The organism is Actinoplanes sp. KI2, from assembly GCF_025630775.1.
In the GTDB taxonomy this organism is placed as follows: domain Bacteria; phylum Actinomycetota; class Actinomycetes; order Mycobacteriales; family Micromonosporaceae; genus Actinoplanes.
Genome location: NZ_JAOSZE010000049.1, coordinates 1 through 15,273 on the forward strand (window position 1 = coordinate 1; position 15,273 = coordinate 15,273).

Here is a 15,273-nt window from a genome sequence, read left to right on the forward strand (position 1 = left end):
GGTCGCGCCGCCTCCGCTGCTGGTCGCGCCGCCTCCGCTGCTGGTCGCGCCGCCTCCGCTGCTGCTCGCGCCGCCTCCGCTGCCGGTCGTGCCGGCGGGTTGGCTCGCGGTCGCGCCGCCCCCGCTGCCGGTCGCGCCGCTGCCTCCGCTGGCTTTGCCGTCGGACTTGCTGCTGGGCTCGCTGTCGGGCTTGCCGCCGATGCAGCGGACCGTCCCGGTGGCGGTCTGGATCAGGCGGCCGCCGGGATAGACGTACGCCGTCCTGGTCGGTTTCTGCGCCTGGGTGACGGTCGCGGTGTCGCCGCCGGTGAGCTGGTAGGTCGCGGAATACGTGAGACCGGTCACACGCGCCAGCTGAACGGACATCTCGGACAACAGGTCATCGTGGGTGATGCCGGCCGCGCTGGCCTGGTCGAGGTGCGTACACCCGGTCGTACCCAGCAGCAACGCCGCGGCGGCGGTGGCGCTGAGCGCGGTAAGGCGCGGGCCGGAATGCACGACTGACACCTTGGCCTATGCAAGCAACCCGCGCAAACCAGTAACGGGGTCGCGACGACTTATGGCAAAACTGCTGTTCAGTAGTCCCGTCTCCGGGAGAGCAACTGGTGACGCATGATGTACCGGCGAACCAGAGTGGCTTGGCTCTCGTTCTTCGGGCCCTCGGCGAAGACGGCCACCATTTCCACCGACATCGGCCCCTCGACCGGCACCCGCTGGCGCATCGAGCTGACCTTGAGCACGGTGGCCGGGAACGCCACCTCCTCGTCGCCGAGCGCGATGCGCACGGTCATCGCGTCGCCGTCCTCGAGTTCGACGTCGGTGAAGTGTGCCCGGACCGCGCGCTCGCTCAGGTCGTGCACCACGCCGCGGGCCGGCTCCTGGCCGGGCCGGATCATGGTGATGGTCTCCCCGCCGCCGCCGCGCACGTACGACCGCATCTGCTCCACCGTCGGCTCGCCGCTGAGGCGAATCTCGATCCGGTTGCCGTCGACCGCGGTCACCTCGGCAGCCTGGCACATCCGCCCGCGTGGCGGCGCCGCCCAGCGCAGCTCGATCTTCGACTTGACCGACGGCACGTAGATCAGCGCCATCGATAGCGTGGCAATCGAGCCGGAGGTCTGTACGACCCGCACCTCGGACACCGTTTCGCCATCCGAGGTCATCTCGAGATACGACCCGGCGGGCGGGAGCATGGAAGTACTCATAGTGCCAGGCTGATCGGCATTCGGCGAGTCGGGCTGAGGCATCGGGTGACGGAAGTTCACCGGCCGCGCGTACGCCCGCCACCCCGCCCCGATACGCTCAGACCGTGGTCGGCCGCAGGGTCGCGGTCGAAGATCGCAGCCTTATCCAGAGCTGCTTGAAAGTCAGAGGAGCGACACGACACATGGCCACCATCGAAGCAATCGTCGCCCGCGAGATTCTCGATTCCCGGGGCAACCCGACGATCGAGGTCGAGGTCGGGCTCGACGACGGCACGGTCGGCCGCGCCGCGGTGCCGTCCGGCGCCTCGACCGGCGCATTCGAGGCGCTCGAGCTGCGCGACGGCGACAAGGGGCGTTACCTCGGCAAGGGCGTCGAGAAGGCGGTCGCCAACGTCGAGGACAAGATCGCCGATGAGCTCGTCGGCTACGAGGCGAGCGAGCAGCGCCTCATCGACCAGAAGATGCTCGACCTGGACGGCACCGCCGACAAGTCCGAGCTGGGCGCTAACGCGATCCTGGGCGTGTCGCTGGCCGTCGCCAAGGCCGCGGCGCTCTCCGCCGAGCTCCCCCTGTTCCGGTACGTCGGCGGCCCGAACGCCGCGGTGCTGCCGGTCCCGATGATGAACATCCTGAACGGTGGTGCGCACGCCGACTCGAACGTCGACGTCCAGGAGTTCATGATCGCCCCGATCGGCGCGCCGACGTTCCGCGAGGCGCTGCGCACCGGTGCGGAGGTCTACCACGCGCTGAAGTCGGTGCTGAAGAAGAAGGGCCTCTCCACCGGCCTGGGCGACGAGGGCGGCTTCGCGCCGAGCCTGCCGGCCAACGCCGCCGCGCTCGACCTGATCGCCGAGGCGGTCAAGGCGGCCGGCTTCTCCCTGGGCACCGACATCGTGCTGGCGATGGATGTGGCCGCGACCGAGTTCTACAAGGACGGCTCGTACGTCTTCGAGGGCTCGCCGAAGTCGACCGACGAGATGATCACCTACTACGCCAAGCTCGCCGACGAGTACCCGATCGTCTCGATCGAGGACCCGCTGGCCGAGGAGGACTGGGCCGGCTGGAGCGCGATGACCGCGCAGCTCGGCAGCAAGATCCAGATCGTCGGCGACGACCTGTTCGTCACCAACCCGACCCGCATCGGCCGGGGCATCGCCGAGGGCGCGGCCAATGCCGTGCTCGTCAAGGTCAACCAGATCGGCTCGCTGACCGAGACCCTCGACGCCGTGGACCTGGCCCACCGGGCCGGCTTCAAGACGATGATGTCGCACCGCTCGGGTGAGACCGAGGACACCACGATCGCCGACCTCGCGGTCGCGGTCGGCAGCGGCCAGATCAAGACCGGCGCCCCGGCGCGGTCCGACCGGGTCGCCAAGTACAACCAGCTCCTGCGCATCGAGGAGCAGCTGGAGAGCGCCGCGCGCTACGCCGGCGCGGGTGCTTTCCCGCGTTACCGGGCCGCGTAAGGCCCGACCGAAGATCATGGAGTTGTGGCACTCGCGCAATCCGGCATAGGTTGCAGCGGGTGCCACAGCACCTGATCGGTCGAGCGGGGGTGCAAAGGTGACCACACAGCGACGTACGCCGAGCGGCCAGGGCCCGTCCCGCCGTCCCAGCTCGTCGCGGGTGCGCACCACGGGCGGGATCCGCACGACGAGCACCACCCGGGCGCCGGTCGGCAGCCGGACCCGCTCGCGACCCGCGCCGACCCGCCGCACGGTGAACGTGGGCACCGGCCCGGCGAAGCGGACCGCCGCGCCTCGTCCGCGGGCGCTGACCGGCCGGGCGACCGTCTTGATCGTCGTCTTCGTGGCGCTGGCCCTGGCGTACACGTATCCCCTGCGGGTCTATCTCGCGCAGGAGTCGCAGATCGCCCAGCTGGAGGCCGATCAGGCCAACCAGCGCAAGGTGATCGCGGACAAGCAGGAGCAGCTGCAGAAGTGGAAGGACCCGGAGTACGTCCGGGCCCAGGCCCGGGCGAAGCTCTTCTACGTGCGCCCGGGGGAGAAGATGCTGCTGGTGCTGCCCGACCCGAACCCCGCCGCGAGCACCACCGGCTCGCAGCCGGCGGCCGCGCCCGACCGCTGGTACGACACGCTGTGGAACAGCGTCCGAGCCGCCGACGAAGAGTCTCAGAACTGATGGACGCACCCTCCCAAGCCGACCTCGATCTCGTGGCGGCCCAGCTCGGCCGCACGCCCCGGGGCACCCGGGCGATCGCGCACCGCTGCCCGTGCGGCAATCCGGATGTGGTGGAGACGACGCCGCGCCTACCCGACGGCACCCCGTTTCCCACGCTGTTCTACCTGACCTGCCCCCATGCGACGGCCGCGTGCAGCCGGCTGGAGTCGGCCGGTGTCATGCGCGACATGCAGGAGCGGTTGTCCACCGATCCCGAGCTGGCCGAGCGATACGAGAAGGCCATGGAGGACTACCTGGCCCGGCGCAAGGCGATCGAGGACGTGCCGGAGATCGCGCACGTGGCCGCCGGCGGCATGCCCGACCGGGTGAAGTGCCTGCACGTCCATCTTGGGCACGCGCTCGCGGTGGGCCGCGGCGTGAACCCGTTCGGCGACGAGGTGCGCGATGCCATCGAGCCGTGGTGGATCGAGGGCCCGTGCGTCTCGGCGAAGAAGGACGAGTAGGTGGAGATACGGCGCGCGCGGACCGGTGACGTCAAGGCCATCCGGGCTCTCGTCGATGCGTATACGGCCGACCGCCGCCTGCTCAGCAAGGCCACGGTCACCCTGTACGAGTCGGTGCAGGAGTTCTGGGTCGCCGCCGACGACGACGGCACCGTGCTCGGGTGCGGCGCGCTGCACGTGATGTGGGAGGACCTGGCGGAGATCCGTACGGTCGCGGTCGATCCCTCCTTCCGCGGCCGGAAGATCGGCCACAAGATCGTGTCCCGCCTCCTCGATGCCGCTCGTGACCTGGGCGTCGCCCGGGTCTTCTGCCTGACCTTCGAGACCCGGTTCTTCGGCTCGTTCGGCTTCACCGAGATCGATGGCGCGCCGGTGCCGCACTCGGTCTACGAGCAACTGCTGCGCTCGTACGACGAGGGCGTCGCCGAGTTCCTCGATCTCGAGCGGGTCAAGCCCAACACCCTGGGGAACACGAGAATGCTCCTGCTGCTATGAGGGTCGCGGCGATCGACTGCGGCACCAACTCGATCCGCCTGCTGATCGCGGACGCGGCCGGCGGGCGGCTCACCGACGTGGTGCGGCGCATGGAGATCGTCCGGCTCGGCGAGGGCGTCGACCGCACCGGCCGGCTCTCCGACGCCGCGCTGGAACGAACCCGAAAAGCCTTGATCGCGTACGCGGCGGAGATCGAGAGCCGCAACGTCGACCGCGTGCGGATGTGCGCCACGTCGGCCTCGCGCGACGCGTCGAACGCCGCCGACTTCCGCGCGATGGTCCGCGAGGTGCTCGGCGCCGACCCCGAGGTGATCACCGGCGACGAGGAGGCGCGGCTCTCGTTCACCGGCGCGGTGACCGGCCTGAGCGCCGAGCCGCCGTACCTGATCTTCGACATCGGCGGCGGCTCGACCGAGTTCGTCACCGGCTCGACCGGCGTCGAGCACGCCATCTCGATGGACATCGGCTGCGTCCGGATGACCGAGCGCTACCTGCACGATGATCCGCCGACCGGGGCGCAGATCGAGGCGGCCACCCGGGACATCGCGGCGGCGGTGGACACCGCGCTCGCGGCCGTGCCGGGCCGGTCGGCGTCGACCCTGGTGGGTCTGGCCGGGACGGTCACGACGGTCACCGCGCTGGCGCTGGGCCTGCCGGAGTACGACAGCGAACGCATCCACCACGCCCGGGTGTCGCATGACTCGGTGGCCAAGGTGGCCGATGACCTGCTGGCCATGACGGTCGCTTCTCGTCTTGCGCTGCCCGTGATGCACCCCGGCCGGGCCGATGTGATCGGCGGCGGCGCGCTCATCCTGCGGATCATCATGGAGCGGGCGGGCCAGGAGTTCCTGATCGCCTCCGAGCACGACATCCTCGACGGCATAGCGGTTTCGATCTCCTAGCCGCCGGGTCTCCGGTGCGCTGTTCCGCTCTTGACGGTACTCCGCATTGCACAGTACTTTGCATCGCGTGGACACCACCCAGCTCCTCAAGGGCGTGCTGGACCTCGCCGTCCTCGCTGCCCTGCGCGACGAGGACGGCTACGGCTACGACATCCTGCGCCGGCTGCGCGGGGCGGGCCTCGAGGAGGTCGGCGACGCCTCGGTCTACGGCACGCTGCGCCGGCTGTTCAACGCCGGCTTCCTGAACACCTACGTGGTCCCCAGCGACGAGGGTCCACATCGGAAGTACTACGCGCTCAACGCGTCCGGCCGCGCCGAGTTGCAGCGGTCCGGCAAGATCTGGCACGGCTTCGCAACCACGATGGACGATCTGCTGCGCGAGCGGGGGGCGGCGTGAACGACGAGATCACCCGGTATGTCGAGGGCGTGCGGCATTCGTTGGCCGGCCTCGCCGAGGCGACCCGCGACGAGCTGATCGAGGACCTGCCGGAACACCTGGCGGAGGTGCAGGCCGAGGGAACGGGCACGCTGGTCGACCGGCTGGGCCCGCCCGAGGCGTACGCGTCGGAACTGCGCGGAACCGCCGGCCTGGTCGGCGGCTTCCCGGATCCGCCACCCGCCGCCTTCGCGCGCCTGCACGAGGCCCGCGATCAGGCCCAGCGTCTGCTGGATCGGGCCGACCGCAAAATCGGACCCATCATCGGGTACGAGCGGGCCCGCGACTTCCTCGTCCTGCTGCGACCGGGCTGGTGGGTGCTGCGCGGTTATCTGATCGCGATGGCCGTCGCCTACCTGCTCTCCGGCCACACGCGACTCGGCCTGCTCCCGCGCCTGGGCGACAACGAGCTGGTCGCCCTGGTCCTGCTGGCCGGCTGCGTGCTCGTCTCGATCGTGCTGGGCAAGCGCTCGCCGTCGTTCGCCCGGCTCCCGCGGCTGGCGCTGCACGCCGGCACGGTGGTGCTGGTCATCTTCGCGTTCTCCGGCTTCGTCAACGCCGACGACCTGGCCCGCGAGCCCGGCTACAGCGACGTCAACTACGGCTTCTCCGACCCGAACCCGTACAGCAACGTCAACGACGTGTACGTGTACGACGGCCAGGGTCGGCTGGTGCTGAACGCGCACCTGTACGACCAGGACGGCAACCCGATACAGCTGGGCACCAACCAGTGCGACGACCTGACGACGGGGGAGAGCAGCCGCTCGCGGAACATGGGCTACCCGTACTGCCCGCAGGACGCGCCCTTCGGGTCGCCGTCGCCGTCGCCGTCGGTGTCCTTCAAGCCCACGCCGTCGGGGTCGGCCGCCCGTTAGGGGCTGACGCGGTACATCAGCGCCTCGCCGCCGACCGGGCGGAACCCGGCGGCCTGGAACGTACGGATGCTCCGCGCATTGCCCGCCGCCTGCTGCGACCAGACCGGCAAGCCGCCCGGCACGAGATGCCGGGCGGCCGCCGCGAGCAGCCGGCCCAGTCCGCGCCGCCGCTGCGCCGGATCCACCTCGATCGCCGCCTCCCATCGCCCGGCCACCCCGCGCCCGAGAATCAGCACGCCGCCGTCGGCCTGCCAGACCCGGACGTCGTCGCGATGCACCAGTGCCCGGCGCACCCGCGGATGATCCGGGTCGTCGATCTCCTTGAGTTCGACCGGCGGAGGCCCGGCCAGCGGGTCGGCGACAGTCAGCAGATCGATCGTGTCCATCCGTCGCCCGATCCGGCTCATCAGCGCCTGCAGGAAGGCGGGGTTCATCGCCGCCGCCAGCTCATCGGTGTCCACATCGGCCAGAGCCCGCCCGACCCAGGCCGGATCCTCGTCGACGAACACCACCGAATGCGCGGTGAACGCCACCACCCCCGCATCCCGTTCACTCGGCTGCGGCACGACGATCGTCGCGCCGTCGTCGGGCGGGAAACGCCCCTCGGCCGCCGCCTCCAAAATCCCCGCGAGTGTCTCCGTCACCCGTCTATCCTGCCCGCGTGATCACCTTGACCCCGGCCCGCCTGGCCGGCGCCGAGCTCGACGACCTCGTGCGGATCTGCCGGTCCCAGCCGGACTACTGGCGGGTCAGCGGCGACCTCGACCCGGCGACGGCGTCCCGGGCCGACATCGAGGTCATGCTCCGCGAGGACGCCGAGGCCGAGGGCTGCCAGACCGTGGTGGGTCGAGATGCCGATGGACGGGTGGTGGGCTTCGCCCAGCTCCTGCTGCGCCATCCCGTCGACGGCTGCCCGTGGATCGGCCTGCTGCTCGTGGACGGAGAGCTGAGCGGCCGAGGTCACGGCCGGGCCATCGTCGCCGCCCTCGAGGAAAGGTTCCGGAACGAGGGGGTCACCGCGGTGCGCCTCGGCGTCCTGGTCGCCAACACGGCGGCCCAGCCGTTCTGGGCGGCGCTCGGCTACCGCCGGATCGACCTGCGGCCGGATCGGGCCAAGGGCCGTCCTACGCTCGTCCTCGAGAAGACGACCGCGGCTGGGTGAACCCCGGGCGCGACCGCTGTCGTGCCGGATGCTCTGCTGGTCCGGTGAGTTTGGGTGAGCTGATTACTCGTACACCCGCTGGGGTTGTGCAGAACGCGGCCTCGGCCGCGTCGCTCGGCGTGCTGGACGCCCGGATCGCGGATTGTTTCGCCTGCCCGCGGCTGGTGGCCTGGCGGGAGGACGTCGCGCGGGTCAAGCGAGCCTCCTTCCGTGACGAGGAGTATTGGGGGCGTCCCGTGCCCGGCATGGGCCCCGCGGACGCCGAGATCGGGATCCTCGGGCTCGCCCCGGCCGCGCACGGCGGCAACCGGACCGGCCGGGTCTTCACCGGGGACCGCTCGGGTGACGTGCTGTTCGCGGCGCTCTATCGCGCCGGGCTGGCCAACCAGCCGATCAGCGTCTCGGCCGACGACGGGTTGGAGCTCGAGCACACCCGAATTTTCGCGTCGGTGCGGTGTGCGCCTCCGGACAACAAACCCACTCCGGAGGAAAGGGACACCTGCGCGCCGTGGGTGCATCAGGAGCTTCGCCTGATTCGGCCGACCCTGCGGGTGGTCGTGGCGCTCGGCGCGTTCGCGTGGGCCTCGTGGTGGCCGGCGATGTCGGCGGTTTATGGCACAAAAGCGCCCGTGCCTCGGCCTAAGTTCGGGCACGGCGCCCTGGTGCGGCAGCCCGGCGTACCGGATCTGCTCGGGTGTTTCCACGTCAGCCAGCAGAACACTTTCACCGGGCGGCTCACCCCGGCCATGCTCGACGACGTGTTCAGCCGTGCGAAGAGCCTCGCGGGCCTGGCATGATGCGGCACAGTCGAACGAAAGCAGCACGAACATGGACCTCGCCGCACTGAGACGCTGGTGGCCCTTCGCCGCCGTCGTCGTGCTGCTCTTCGTGGCCGCGCTGTCCGCCACCCGGTCGGCGCCGCAGCTCGACCAGATCGAGCCGGATGCCACCCCGACCACGCCGCCGCTGCTGCCCAAGACGCAGCCCAGCGCGAACGATGCCGCCCACGGCGGCCCGGCCGCGGCTCAGGGCCTGCCCGAGTGGGTCGGCGCCGCCGCTCTCGTGCTGCTCGGCGTGGTGGCCTTCGTGGTGGTCGCCCTGGTGATCTGGGGGATCCTGCGCGACCAGGCGAAACGCCGGGCGCGCCGGGGCCGCCGCGAGGCGGTCACCGGGCGGCACGGCGCGCGGACCGCCGAGGAGCTGGTGGCCGCGCTCGACGCCGGCCTGGAGGAGCTCTCCGACACCGACCGCGACCCGCGCCGCGCGGTCATCGCCTGCTGGGTGCGGCTCGAGCAGGCCGCCGCCGCGGCCGGTACGCCGCGCAACCCGGGGGACAGCCCGACCGACCTGGTCGGGCGCCTGCTGCGCGAGCAGCGGGTCGACGAGCAGGCGCTCGCCGCGCTGCTGGCGGTCTACCGCGAGGCCCGGTACGCCACCACACACACCGTCGACGACCGGATGCGCCGCCAGGCGATCAGCGCGCTCGGGCGGTTGCGTGCCGATCTGGGGGCGGGGGTGCCGGCGTGAGCGACGGTGGTTTCAGCGATCCGGGGGCGGGGATGCCGGTGAGCGACGGCGGTCTCGACGGTCTTGGGGCGGGGGTGCCGGCGTGAGCGACGGCGGTCTCGACGATCTCTTCAGCCTCCGCGACGAGCCGGTCGAGGAGGTCGCGGAGCCGGTTGCCAAGACGCGCTCGACCCCGCTGTGGATCCTGCGCAACGCGCTGCTGATCGTCGCCGCGACGGTCGTCACCGTGGCCGCCCTGCACGCGGCCGACACGCACGTCTCGCTCCTGCTGATCGTCGCCTTCTTCGTCGGCCTGCGGCTGGTGCTGTTCGCCGTGTCCGAGGTGGCGCCGCCGCCGCTGCCGAAACGCCGGCGCGGCCTCGCCAAGGGCGGCGACCGTCCGACAGACTCGTTGCGTGCCGCCGTCCGGCGCTGGGAGCGCACCCTCGACCGGGCGCACGCCGACCCGGATCTCTATGCGCGTAACGTCTTGCCCGTGCTCGCGGAGCTGGCCGACGAACGGTTGCGGCTGCGACACGGGATCACCCGGGCCACCGATCCGCGCCGGGCCCGCGAGCTCCTCGGCGACCCGCTCTGGGCGGCCCTGCACGATCGTGGGCGGCGCTCGGCGAAGTCGAGTGAACTGGAGACCTACGTGATTGCGTTGGAACGACTGTGAGAAAGGTGTGCCGGTGACCGAGAACGCCCTTCCCCCGTACGAGGTGGGCAGGTTGGCCGGTGCCGTCCTGGACTCGGTCGGCAGCGTCGTGGTGGGCAAGCGCGAGTCGCTGGAGCTGGTGCTCGCCGGCATCCTGGCCGGCGGCCACGTGTTGCTCGAGGATCTGCCCGGCCTGGGCAAGACGCTGACCGCCCGCAGCTTCGCGCAGTCGCTGGGCCTGGACTTCCGCCGCCTGCAGTTCACCCCCGACCTGCTCCCCGCGGACGTCACCGGCTCCTTCCTGTACGACCAGCGCAAGGGCGACTTCGCCTTCCGGGCCGGACCGGTCTTCACCAACATGCTGCTGGCCGACGAGATCAACCGGACGCCGCCGAAGACCCAGGCCGCCCTGCTCGAGGCGATGCAGGAGAAGCAGGTCTCGGTCGAGGGCGTGACCTACCGCCTCGACCCGCCGTTCCACGTGCTCGCCACCGCCAACCCGATCGAGTACGAGGGCACCTACCCGCTGCCCGAGGCGCAGCTCGACCGCTTCCTGATCCGGGTCTCCTTCGGCTACCCCACCGCCGACGAGGAGTGGGAGGTGCTGCGTCGCCGCATGTCCCGCCGGCAGGAGGAGGCGTTCCTGCAGCCGGTGGTCGACGCGCGGATGCTGCAGGCGATGCAGGCCGCCCTCGAGTCGGTCACCGTGGAGGATTCGATCGGCCGGTACATCGTGTCGCTGGCCGCGGCCACCCGCGAGCATCCCTCGGTGCTGGTCGGCTCGTCGCCGCGTGGCTCGCTGGCGTTGCTGCTGCTCGCCCGGGCGCGGGCCGCGATGGCCGGCCGCGACTTCGTGGTGCCCGAGGACGTCAAGGACGTGGCGGTGCCCGCGCTGGCCCACCGCATCACGCTGCGGCCGGAGATGTGGCTGCGCCGCGTCGACCCGGCGTTCGTGGTGCAGGAGGTGCTGACCAACGTGCCGGCGCCGGCCAGTGGAGCGTTGCCGACCTACGCGCGGCATGACTGACCGGCTGGCCCTGCGCACTGCGGTGCCACCGACCGCGGCGGGCGGCGAGGGGGAGGCGTGGTCCGGGCCGGCCTGGGTGCCGACCCGGGCGCTCGGCCGGGCGGTGCTGCTCACCGGCCTGTTCCTGCTGCTCGGCGTGGCGCTCGGCCGGGTCGACCTGGTGCTGATGGCGGCGCCGTTCGCGATCGGCGCCGCGGCCGGGCTGCGCCGGATGCCCCGCTCGGCGCCCGAGCTGACCATCACGGCCGACGAGGAGCACATCGTCGAGGGCGGTCACGTCGAGGCCGCGGTCACCGTGAGCAACATCGACGTCATCCCGTACGACCTGGTCGTGCTCCGCACCCGCACCTCGCCGTGGCTCAAGCTGGAGCAGGCGGACCGCCCGTTCGCGATCACCGTGCCCCGGGACGGCTGGTACTCGGTGGAGCTGCCCGGCGACGCGATGCGCTGGGGCCGGCAGCCGGTGGGCCCGGCGGCGGCCCGCGTCGCGGCCTGCGGTGGCCTGCTGGCCTGCCGTCCGGTCGTGGTGGAGGCGCGCGGCGTGCGGGTCTATCCGGTCACCGAGCCGTTCAACGCGACCGAGGCCATGCCGGCCGCCGCCGGCCTGGTGGGAAACCATCGCTCGCGACGGCCGGGCGAGGGCGGCGAGCTTGCGGGGGTACGCCCGTTCGCGCCGGGCGACCGGCTGAGGCGCATCGATTGGCGGGTCTCGCTGCGTACCCGGGACCTGCACGTCGCCGCCACCCTCTCCGACCGGGACGCCGAGGTGGTCCTGCTGCTCGACGTGCTCGGTGAGATCGGCCTCTCCGGCGGGGTGACCGGCAGCGCGTCGGTGCTGGACACCACGGTTCGCGCGGCGGCCGCGATCGCCGAGCACTACCTGCAGCGCGGCGACCGGGTGTCGCTGTTGGAGTACGGCGCGGCGGCCCGCCGGCTGCGCCCGGCCACCGGCCGACGGCAGTACCTGACCGTGCTCGAATGGTTGCTCGACGTACGCCCCGACCCGGTCGAGCTCGACGAGAACGACTACGACAACGTCTTCGGCATCCACCACCTGTCCTCGGACGCGCTGGTCATGGTGCTCACCCCGCTGGTCGACCCGCGCTCGGCCGACATGCTGGCCCAGCTCACCCAGTCCGGCCGGTACGTGGTCGCGGTCGACACCCTGCCCCCGGACGCGAAGGTCACCGGCGGCGGCAACTGGACGCCGCTGGCCACCCGGCTGTGGCGGCTCGAGCGGGAGAACGTGCTGGGCCGGCTGCGTGAGCACGGCGTGCCGGTGGTCGCCTGGGCCGGCGCCGGCAGTCTCGACCTGGTGCTGCGCGACGTGTCCCGGCTCGCCCTGATCCCGAGGGGACGCTGATGGCCAAGCTCGGCGTGCAGATCGAGGCGGCCCGCGGGGTGATCGCCCGGGCCACCGCGATCCCGTTCCTGGTCCGCGCGATCGTGGCGCTCAGCGGCCTGATCGCGATGGGGGTGGCCTGGCCGGCCGAGCTGATCGCCAGCCAGCTCGTCGCGCCGCTGCTGTTGCTGGTCGCGATCTATCCGGCGGTCGCGCCGCGTGGCCGGGGCGCCACCTTCTCGGCGCTGGTCGTGGTCGGCGGCTGGATCGCCGACACGGTCGGCACCGGTGCGCGGATCGAGCTGTGGCGGGTGATCACCATCGCCACGCTGCTCTACCTCGGACACACGCTGACCGCGCTGGCCGCCGTCCTGCCGTACGACGCGATCGTGAGCTTCGACATGCTCGGCGGCTGGCTGCTGCGGGCCGGCGTGGTCGTGCTCGTCTCGGCGGTACTCACCGTGGCCACCCTCGGGCTCTCCGCTGATCTGGCCGGCGGCGCGTTCGTCCTGGCCACGATCGCGGGCATCGCCTGCGCCGTGGGGGCAACGATCCTCATAGCACGCCTTTTGCGGAGAGCGTGAAATCTCTTCGAAATATGTGCGTTACGGCACTTGACAAACGGCTTTGGGATAGATCACAGAACGAGGCGCGGCGGCCCGCCACGCGCGACAATAAATAGGTGAATCCGCAGCGCATCGTTGTCGTAGGGGCAGGTCACGTCGGGCTGTACGCGGCCCTTCGGCTGTCCAGGAAGCTCAGCCGGCGCCGCGCCGAGGTGGTCGTCATCGACCCTCAGCCGCACATGACGTACCAGCCGTTCCTCCCGGAGGCAGCGGCCGGCAACATCAGCCCGCGGCACTCGGTGGTTCCGCTCCGCCGTGAGCTCAAGAAGTGCCGCATCGTGTCCGGCGAGGTCACGAAGATCGAGCACGCGCGCAAGACGGTCACGATTCAGCCGATCGACGGCCCGTCCACGGAGATGACGTACGACCACATCATCGTGGCTCCGGGCTCGGTGTCCCGGACCCTGCCCATCCCCGGCCTCCGGGAACGCGGCATCGGGTTCAAGACCATCGGCGAGGCCATCTACCTGCGCAACCACATCCTGGACCGACTCGACGTCGCGGCGGTCACCCCCGATCCGGCGGTGCGCAAGGCATCGCTCACCTTCGTCTTCGTCGGCGGCGGCTTCGCCGGCATCGAGGCGCTCGCGGAGATGGAGGACGTCGTCCGCGACGCACTGAGGTACTACCCCGACCTGAACCCCGCCGAGGTCAAGTTCGTGCTGGTCGAGGCCACCAACCGAATCCTCCCCGAGGTCGGCGCCAAGATGGGGGCGTACGCGGCCCGCGCGCTCGACGCCCGCGGCATCGACCTACGCCTGGACACCCGGCTGGAGTCCTGCGTCGAGGGCGAGATCGTGTTGTCCGACGGGGACAGGTTCCGCGCCGAGACGCTCGTGTGGACCGCGGGCGTGAAGCCGAGCCCGATGCTCGAGCGCACCGACCTGCCCCGCGGCCCGCGCGGCCACGTCACCTGCCTGCCCACCCTGCAGGTTGTCGACGGCGATGAGGTGCTCGACGGCGTGTGGAGCGCCGGCGACTGCGCCCAGGTGCCCGACCTGACCAACCCGGGCGGGTACTGCTCACCGAGCGCGCAGCACGCCGTCCGCCAGGCCAGGGTGCTGGCCGACAACATCCGCACGGTGATCCTCGGCGGCCTGCCCAAGGACTACCGCCACAAGTACGTCGGCAGCGTCGCCGGCCTCGGCCTGTACAAGGGCGTGGCGCACGTCTACGGGATCAAGGTCAAGGGCCTGCCCGCGTGGTTCATGCACCGCACGTACCACATGAGCCGTATCCCGTCGTTCAACCGGAAAGTCCGGGTCGTCGCCGACTGGACCCTCGCCTTCGTCCTGCGCCGCGAGACGATCGCGTTGGGTCAGTTGCACGCACCGCGCGAAGAGTTCACGCACGTGACTCCCCGAGTCGACCTGCCCGACGACCGCGAAACGGTGGGGGCGGGGGCCCGCTAGTCGGATTCCACCGCCCGGGCGGCTACCGATACGGTGTTAGTCGCCGCCCGGGTGGTGGAATGGCAGACACGGCCGCCTTAAAAGCGGCTGCCTCCGAGAGGCGTGCGGGTTCGAGACCCGCCCCGGGCACCCTGAAGATCCACAACGAGATCATCAGCCTGCCGTTGAGCTGTGCTGTGTGACCCACTGGGGGCACGCAACGGATCCCCAACGGGATCGGGCGTGCCGTCCGCGGAGTCGAGGATCCTTTGCACGGTGGCGCCGAGCATGGTGGCGGTGTCTCCGGTGATCGTGACCCGCAGGTCGAGTTCGTCGGTGCGGTCGTCGTAGCGCAGTTCGAGGTGGAAGGCATCGAAAAGGCGTCGCCGTTGCGCTTCCGGTAGCCGGCTGACGGCGAGGCTTGTCTTAGGTATTGCTTCCAGCAGTGCCGGATTGACCTCTCGCTGGATCTGATCTTGCTCGGTGAGTTCTGCGAGTAGGTCGGTCTTCTTTCGCAGGTCGGCGAGGATTGTCCAGAACCGCTCCTGAATTCCGGACCGCCACGCTTGGTCGAAGCTCTCATCTCCGGACGGCTCGAACTGCTCGAGCTCGGTGATGAGGTTGGTCTGGCGGCGCTGAAGAGCCGCGATCTCCCTCGTGAGTGCTGCCGCGCGTTCCTCGACGTCGTTGCGGGCGGCGGTGGGTCGGTCTTCCTCCGCGGTCAGGAATCCGGCGCGTGCTTCGCCGAAGATCCGTCGCTCGAAGAAGCTGTTGAGCAGCGGGACGATCTCGTCTTCGCGAACGGTCACGTGCGGCGGATGGGCGTCGAACCATGGGAGATGCGAGTGGTGCCGTGGCTTCGGTGTGCACCGGTAGTACGTGCTCTTGTGCACGGTGTGGCCCCACATGCGTCGGTCGCAGAGCGCGTGGCGTAGATAGCTCCGGATCAGGTAGGTCTTCTTTGCCAACGGGTTCGGCGTGGCGTCGGACCGCGAGCCCTGGC

General features: G+C 70.9%; 18 protein-coding genes, 1 tRNA gene and 1 pseudogene. 17 read left to right on the forward strand and 3 right to left on the reverse strand.

Annotated features, from left to right (window positions below):
* A pseudogene (locus ODJ79_RS38255) lies at positions 1-498 on the reverse strand (hypothetical protein); the annotation flags it as partial.
* Between the two features lie 77 nt (positions 499-575).
* Positions 576-1,205, reverse strand: a complete 630-nt coding sequence (locus ODJ79_RS38260) for a hypothetical protein (protein WP_263028584.1) — start codon at positions 1,203-1,205, stop codon at positions 576-578.
* A 182-nt stretch (positions 1,206-1,387) separates the two neighbouring features.
* Here ODJ79_RS38260 and eno point away from each other — a divergent pair, with 182 nt between their 5' ends.
* The 7 genes from eno (at position 1,388) to ODJ79_RS38295 (ending at position 6,558) form a co-directional block, all read left to right on the forward strand.
* Positions 1,388-2,671 (forward strand): phosphopyruvate hydratase, encoded by a 1,284-nt coding sequence (gene eno, locus ODJ79_RS38265; RefSeq protein WP_263028585.1) that lies wholly within the window; start codon positions 1,388-1,390, stop codon positions 2,669-2,671.
* A gap of 97 nt (positions 2,672-2,768) precedes the next feature.
* Complete coding sequence (locus ODJ79_RS38270; protein WP_263028586.1) at positions 2,769-3,347, forward strand: FtsB family cell division protein; 579 nt, start codon at positions 2,769-2,771, stop codon at positions 3,345-3,347.
* Positions 3,347-3,850 (forward strand): DUF501 domain-containing protein, encoded by a 504-nt coding sequence (locus ODJ79_RS38275; RefSeq protein WP_263028587.1) that lies wholly within the window; start codon positions 3,347-3,349, stop codon positions 3,848-3,850. The genes ODJ79_RS38270 and ODJ79_RS38275 overlap by 1 nt, the downstream gene beginning before the upstream one ends.
* On the forward strand, positions 3,851-4,345 hold the full coding sequence (locus ODJ79_RS38280; RefSeq protein ID WP_263028588.1) for an amino-acid N-acetyltransferase: 495 nt from the start codon (positions 3,851-3,853) through the stop codon (positions 4,343-4,345).
* Positions 4,342-5,247 carry a Ppx/GppA phosphatase family protein gene (locus ODJ79_RS38285; protein WP_263028589.1) on the forward strand — a complete coding sequence of 302 codons (906 nt, stop codon included), beginning with the start codon at positions 4,342-4,344 and terminating at the stop codon, positions 5,245-5,247. The genes ODJ79_RS38280 and ODJ79_RS38285 overlap by 4 nt, the downstream gene beginning before the upstream one ends.
* Positions 5,248-5,314: 67 nt before the next feature.
* Positions 5,315-5,644 (forward strand): PadR family transcriptional regulator, encoded by a 330-nt coding sequence (locus ODJ79_RS38290; RefSeq protein WP_263028590.1) that lies wholly within the window; start codon positions 5,315-5,317, stop codon positions 5,642-5,644.
* On the forward strand, positions 5,641-6,558 hold the full coding sequence (locus ODJ79_RS38295) for an HAAS signaling domain-containing protein (RefSeq protein WP_263028591.1): 918 nt from the start codon (positions 5,641-5,643) through the stop codon (positions 6,556-6,558). Before ODJ79_RS38290 ends, ODJ79_RS38295 begins: the two co-directional genes overlap by 4 nt.
* Here ODJ79_RS38295 and ODJ79_RS38300 read toward each other — a convergent pair.
* Positions 6,555-7,202 (reverse strand): GNAT family N-acetyltransferase, encoded by a 648-nt coding sequence (locus tag ODJ79_RS38300; protein WP_263028592.1) that lies wholly within the window; start codon positions 7,200-7,202, stop codon positions 6,555-6,557. The genes ODJ79_RS38295 and ODJ79_RS38300 overlap by 4 nt on opposite strands.
* A 17-nt stretch (positions 7,203-7,219) precedes the next feature.
* On the opposite strand from ODJ79_RS38300, the gene ODJ79_RS38305 reads away from it, so the two are divergent.
* From ODJ79_RS38305 to ODJ79_RS38350, 10 genes are all read left to right on the forward strand, one after another.
* On the forward strand, positions 7,220-7,720 hold the full coding sequence (locus tag ODJ79_RS38305) for a GNAT family N-acetyltransferase (RefSeq protein ID WP_263028593.1): 501 nt from the start codon (positions 7,220-7,222) through the stop codon (positions 7,718-7,720).
* Between the two features lie 44 nt (positions 7,721-7,764).
* Positions 7,765-8,517: a uracil-DNA glycosylase gene (locus ODJ79_RS38310; RefSeq protein ID WP_411267411.1), complete on the forward strand. Its 753-nt coding sequence runs from the start codon at positions 7,765-7,767 to the stop codon at positions 8,515-8,517.
* Between the two features lie 31 nt (positions 8,518-8,548).
* Entirely contained in the window at positions 8,549-9,247 is a 699-nt protein-coding gene (locus tag ODJ79_RS38315) for a DUF4129 domain-containing protein (RefSeq protein ID WP_263028594.1), read from the forward strand.
* A gap of 82 nt (positions 9,248-9,329) precedes the next feature.
* The gene (locus tag ODJ79_RS38320) at positions 9,330-9,905 is read left to right on the forward strand and encodes a hypothetical protein (protein ID WP_263028595.1); all 576 of its coding nucleotides are present in this window, start codon (positions 9,330-9,332) and stop codon (positions 9,903-9,905) included.
* A gap of 7 nt (positions 9,906-9,912) precedes the next feature.
* The gene (locus ODJ79_RS38325) at positions 9,913-10,911 is read left to right on the forward strand and encodes an AAA family ATPase (protein ID WP_263028596.1); all 999 of its coding nucleotides are present in this window, start codon (positions 9,913-9,915) and stop codon (positions 10,909-10,911) included.
* The gene (locus ODJ79_RS38330; protein ID WP_263028597.1) at positions 10,904-12,274 is read left to right on the forward strand and encodes a DUF58 domain-containing protein; all 1,371 of its coding nucleotides are present in this window, start codon (positions 10,904-10,906) and stop codon (positions 12,272-12,274) included. The genes ODJ79_RS38325 and ODJ79_RS38330 overlap by 8 nt, the downstream gene beginning before the upstream one ends.
* The gene (locus tag ODJ79_RS38335; protein WP_263028598.1) at positions 12,274-12,837 is read left to right on the forward strand and encodes a hypothetical protein; all 564 of its coding nucleotides are present in this window, start codon (positions 12,274-12,276) and stop codon (positions 12,835-12,837) included. Before ODJ79_RS38330 ends, ODJ79_RS38335 begins: the two co-directional genes overlap by 1 nt.
* Positions 12,838-12,935: 98 nt before the next feature.
* Positions 12,936-14,291, forward strand: coding sequence for an NAD(P)/FAD-dependent oxidoreductase (locus ODJ79_RS38340; RefSeq protein ID WP_263028599.1), 1,356 nt, complete (start codon positions 12,936-12,938; stop codon positions 14,289-14,291).
* A 45-nt stretch (positions 14,292-14,336) separates the two neighbouring features.
* Positions 14,337-14,420, forward strand: a tRNA-Leu gene (locus ODJ79_RS38345).
* A gap of 416 nt (positions 14,421-14,836) precedes the next feature.
* A complete protein-coding gene (locus tag ODJ79_RS38350; protein ID WP_263028600.1) occupies positions 14,837-15,205 on the forward strand; it encodes a hypothetical protein in 369 nt (122 codons plus the stop codon).
* The last annotated feature ends 68 nt before the right edge of the window (positions 15,206-15,273 follow it).

Excerpts from the sequence above, each read along its gene's own strand:
- ODJ79_RS38285 (WP_263028589.1), top strand. The coding sequence starts at position 4,342 with ATGAGGGTCGCGGCGATCGACTGCGGCACCAACTCGATCCGCCTGCTG.
- ODJ79_RS38330 (WP_263028597.1), top strand. The coding sequence starts at position 10,904 with ATGACTGACCGGCTGGCCCTGCGCACTGCGGTGCCACCGACCGCGGCG.
- ODJ79_RS38335 (WP_263028598.1), top strand. The coding sequence starts at position 12,274 with ATGGCCAAGCTCGGCGTGCAGATCGAGGCGGCCCGCGGGGTGATCGCC.
- ODJ79_RS38260 (WP_263028584.1), bottom strand. The coding sequence starts at position 1,205 with ATGAGTACTTCCATGCTCCCGCCCGCCGGGTCGTATCTCGAGATGACC.
- ODJ79_RS38275 (WP_263028587.1), top strand. The coding sequence starts at position 3,347 with ATGGACGCACCCTCCCAAGCCGACCTCGATCTCGTGGCGGCCCAGCTC.
- eno (WP_263028585.1), top strand. The coding sequence starts at position 1,388 with ATGGCCACCATCGAAGCAATCGTCGCCCGCGAGATTCTCGATTCCCGG.
- ODJ79_RS38315 (WP_263028594.1), top strand. The coding sequence starts at position 8,549 with ATGGACCTCGCCGCACTGAGACGCTGGTGGCCCTTCGCCGCCGTCGTC.